Source organism: Vibrio sp. 10N.222.49.A3 (assembly GCF_041475145.1).
Taxonomy (GTDB): domain Bacteria; phylum Pseudomonadota; class Gammaproteobacteria; order Enterobacterales; family Vibrionaceae; genus Vibrio; species Vibrio tasmaniensis_A.
On the sequence record NZ_JBFRVM010000274.1, the window covers coordinates 1 to 1,817 of the forward strand.

At 39.7% G+C, this 1,817-nt stretch carries 4 protein-coding genes; all 4 read right to left on the minus strand.

Features of this window, described 5'->3' with window-relative positions; genetic code table 11:
* Nucleotides 1-35 precede the first annotated feature (35 nt).
* Nucleotides 36-386 (minus strand): hypothetical protein, encoded by a 351-nt coding sequence (locus AB4589_RS24970; protein WP_372101913.1) that lies wholly within the window; start codon nt 384-386, stop codon nt 36-38.
* A gap of 159 nt (nt 387-545) precedes the next feature.
* Nucleotides 546-917 carry a DUF4440 domain-containing protein gene (locus AB4589_RS24975; protein ID WP_032555846.1) on the minus strand — a complete coding sequence of 124 codons (372 nt, stop codon included), beginning with the start codon at nt 915-917 and terminating at the stop codon, nt 546-548.
* 111 nt (nt 918-1,028) lie between these two features.
* Nucleotides 1,029-1,313, minus strand: coding sequence for a YciI family protein (locus AB4589_RS24980; RefSeq protein ID WP_372101914.1), 285 nt, complete (start codon nt 1,311-1,313; stop codon nt 1,029-1,031).
* A gap of 164 nt (nt 1,314-1,477) precedes the next feature.
* The coding region (locus AB4589_RS24985; RefSeq protein ID WP_372101915.1) for a LysE family translocator at nt 1,478-1,817 on the minus strand (340 nt) is incomplete at its 5' end.

Genomic DNA, 1,817 nt, shown 5'->3' on the forward strand with positions numbered 1-1,817 from the left:
CTGCTGGTGCGGATCACTTATTGTTATGTTCGTACTCAATGAAATTGAAGAACTAAACAAGTAATAAATGCAGGTAGACCGGCTATAAAGAAAACCAAACCTGTCTGGTAGTTCATGCGATAGTGATCGTGCTGATCTTTTTCGAAATCATGCCCTTCTACCATTTTGTAGACCTTATCTGTTCTCGGGTCATCTAACCGAGTTGTCTTACTATGGATGCCTCCTTCCCACATTAGTTTCGCTATAATCCATATAACGATGACAACAAAGAACAAGAAGTCGATCAACTGAGTAGTCGCGAAGAAGGGAACAAACTGGGCTAGAGCTATAACCATGAGTGCCGCTGAGAGGTTAATTAGAATCACTTTCTTGAATAAATCGAGCAAAATTCCCTCCTAGAACATGAAGCCCGCTTAGATAGTGGGCAGCCACCATAAAACTTAACCCACGGTGCCGTACACACTAAAGCTGATTTAAACCAAAAAATGCCAAATGTTAAGAATCTGGTTCTAAAACCTATATCTACCCGCTTTCCAAGCTTGATTCTAGATCAATTCGAAAGTTGAGCATGGCGTCCCTTGATGAAACTTCAATTGCCACCGTGAGCCATTAAAAGCCCAGATAGAACAACGTTTTGCATAATCGGTAGTCTCGCCTGACGGTGCTATTAAAACCGACTCGTATTTTAGTAGCTGAACCGATGGTTCAAGTTGAACACATTCATAGTTTTGAGAATGAATTCGAACTCCTGAAGGTTGTTCTGAACTCATCATTTCTATAATTGAAGCAAAGTCATACGTGGTGCCTGATTTACCAACTTCAGAAAAGCTAGGATGGATTAGACGCTCAATATCAGGAAGGCTCTGACGTATTTCATACCGATGAAGCTCAATTTCTTGCTCAATCAAGATATCCATATATTCTCCGAATTTGATAAGGCATAACGCTAGCTTAATCACCAAAACCAACACATAGTAAAATGCCACGCGTTGCGAATTCCACTTGAAACACTCGTTATGTGCCAGATTCTAAACGAGGAACTTTAGACTGTTTGATGCTTTTGTAGGGACTATCTCTGTTACTTCATAGTTAGCTAAACCTTCTCGATTAAAAGGGTCTAAAGCAAGTACTTCATTAAGTTCATTTCGGTCGCTAATAGTGGAAATAATTACACCACCAGTTCTTGGTTCTTTGCGCCCAGATAAAATGAAGTAACCTTTAGCATATTGTTCATTTAGATAATCCACATGCTCAGGAATAAAGGCATCAATTTTCTCCAGAGAAACCTGATAAGTCAAAGAAATGATAAACATACATAATCCTTGTATTTATTTGTGCTGAAACGTAGTTACACCTGACGACCAATAAAGTAATGAGTAACGCTGCCACCAAACTAAACCATTGTGCCTTAATCACTAAAGCCGATTCAAACTCAAACCGCCACGCGTTGCGAATCAGTCTTAAACAGTTTGTATATTTAGGGCTTTGAACTTAGAAGGACCCCACTACCCATCCCTATAAATAAGCTACCTGATACTTTTGCTAGCCTACCCTCGAATTTTTTTGTACTCAGCTTTTTCCCTATGCGGCTAATGGCTAGTGCGTAGCTCAAATGGACGCTCGCTACAATAACGCAAATTGATAGATACATTATGACAAATTGCGCCATATGAGAATGAGTTGTATCTAAAAATTGAGGCAAGAATGCCGAAAGAAAAATCATAGTTTTAGGATTACTCACTGAAACAAAGAAAGCCTCTCGAAACAGGGGTCTTGAGTTCCTTTTTGGTAGTTCAAAAGTATCCGCCCCATGAACC

Coding starts and splice junctions, on each gene's coding strand:
- AB4589_RS24975 (WP_032555846.1), bottom strand. CDS start 917: ATGGATATCTTGATTGAGCAAGAAATTGAGCTTCATCGGTATGAAATA.
- AB4589_RS24980 (WP_372101914.1), bottom strand. CDS start 1,313: ATGTTTATCATTTCTTTGACTTATCAGGTTTCTCTGGAGAAAATTGAT.